Genomic DNA, 1,830 nt, shown 5'->3' with positions numbered 1-1,830 from the left:
CGTTCACACCGAGTGTTGTTTCGTGCACTCGGCACGAGCGGCCGGATTGCTCCGACCACATTCGCCGCCGATGGGTGGTGTTCCCGCAGCGATACCGTCTGCCCGCCGGTGGGCGGGTCTTATGGTTGGTTTCTGTCGGGCTGCTTTCACGTCTCGTCCGCAACTCGCCGGAGACGCACCACCAGCGGTCCGCAACATGCAGGCCGGTGCCGGTCCAATCGGTCTTGTAGGTCACCTGGCGGCCGATCTCGGCGAGCGCCGCATCGTGCAGCGCACGATTCAACCCCCGCTTGTAGGCGCCACCGGACCGGCTCATCCCGGCGACGTTGAGGTTTTCGACGACCACGGTATCGAAGTCCCGCACGAGTCGGGCGGTGAGTTTGTGGAGGTAGTCGCGGCGAGCGTCGGCGACCTGTGCATGTACTCGCCGGATCTTGTCCTGGGTGCGGAGCCAGCGGCGTGAGCGTCGCCGACCGGAGCCGGGCCGTCCCGGCAATCGCCTTGCGGGCCAGCGTACGGGTCGATTCCGCAGTGCGAACAACCCCGATCGTGGGTAGCTGGACATGGCGGCGATCACCACCAGTGGTGACCAGGCCGATCACGCCGGTCGCGAACCGGCACGAAAGCACGGCACGTTTGCTTTTGAACCGGGGGAACCCCATCGACCCTTTGCGTTTGCCCTAACGTGCCGCCGACCAGTTCGACAACGCCGCAACACAGTTCGCGATCCCGGAACTGTAGGCCTCTTTCGAGTTCTCCGACCACCACACCTGCCCGGTCTCGGGGTTGACGGCGGCGGTGTCTTTGACGGTGTTCCAGCCTTTACGCAGGCTGTAGGCCGACCACGACAGCTGCGGCGTCAACTCGGCGACGGTGATGTCGTAGGACCGTTCCGCGGCCCGCTGGTCGAGGATCGCCTTGACCTGCGCCAGCGCCCAGTTGTAGGCGAAACGCTGTGCCCCGCAATGCCACCGCAGTGCCTCGGCCTGGGTGCCGGTGCGGTGATATCGGCGGTGGGCGTCATGAGGGGCCCGTCGCGGCGGTCACGGCAACTGCGGCACGGCGGCGTGCGCTGCGCTGCCCGTACAGGCGGGCACACCGCGACGTCATCACCTCGGACATATCCCGCACCAGATCATCAGCCCCTCGACATCGTTTCCCATTCAGGCCGGAACCGATCTCGGTGACCGTGTTCGACACACTCGGACCACGCTTGCCGCATTCGGTCACCACCCGACCTCCCGACGTCGACGAGCCGGGTCTCTCGGTCGCTCTGGATGGTCGAAAGGGACACTAGCCGGATTTCGGCAGGGCGCCAATACTCGAGACTCGCTGTGCTGCAATTCAATAGAACCGGCATGGAGATGAAATCATGGTGCGCGCAACCGATGACGGAACGCGATCGACAGTGTTGGATGGGTGCGTGCGTCCCAAGGCGCACCCGGGTTCGGCACTTGCCCCGGACCGCCTTGTAACGTCGCCTCGGTGACACCACTGGAAGCTCTCGCGATCCTCGTCGCCGGCCTGGGGGCGGGCACGATCAACACCATCGTCGGTAGCGGCACCCTCATCACGTTCCCCACACTCGTGGCGTTCGGATTTCCGCCGGTGACCGCGACTATGTCGAACGCGATCGGACTGGTCGCCGGCGGCTTCTCCGGCACCTGGGGATATCGGCGGGAGCTGACGGGACAGTGGTCCCGGTTGCGCTGGCAGATCCCGGCGTCGCTGTCGGGTGCTGTTCTCGGCGCCTGGCTGTTGCTGCTGCTCCCGGAGACAGTTTTCGCCAAAGTCGTGCCGGTACTGCTGATTCTCGCCCTGATTCTGGTC

3 protein-coding genes and 1 pseudogene are annotated in these 1,830 nt (G+C 65.5%); 1 reads left to right on the top strand and 3 read right to left on the bottom strand.

Features of this window, described 5'->3' with window-relative positions:
- The 3 genes and pseudogenes from WAW17_RS02175 to WAW17_RS02165 all read right to left on the bottom strand — a co-directional run.
- Positions 1-496: transposase (locus tag WAW17_RS02175; RefSeq protein WP_422331384.1), on the bottom strand; the 496-nt coding region annotated here is incomplete at its 3' end.
- Between the two features lie 184 nt (positions 497-680).
- Positions 681-863, bottom strand: coding sequence for a hypothetical protein (locus WAW17_RS02170; RefSeq protein ID WP_422331383.1), 183 nt, complete (start codon positions 861-863; stop codon positions 681-683).
- 157 nt (positions 864-1,020) lie between these two features.
- A pseudogene (locus tag WAW17_RS02165) lies at positions 1,021-1,140 on the bottom strand (IS607 family transposase); the annotation flags it as partial.
- Between the two features lie 345 nt (positions 1,141-1,485).
- On the opposite strand from WAW17_RS02165, the gene WAW17_RS02160 reads away from it, so the two are divergent.
- A partial coding sequence (locus WAW17_RS02160) for a sulfite exporter TauE/SafE family protein (RefSeq protein WP_422331382.1) occupies positions 1,486-1,830 on the top strand: 345 nt, incomplete at its 3' end.

This window comes from Rhodococcus sp. (in: high G+C Gram-positive bacteria) (assembly GCF_049286785.1).
Classification (GTDB): Bacteria; Actinomycetota; Actinomycetes; order Mycobacteriales; family Mycobacteriaceae; genus Rhodococcus_F.
Note: the sequence above shows the minus strand (reverse complement) of the source record. Positions and strands in the feature narration are given on the sequence as shown.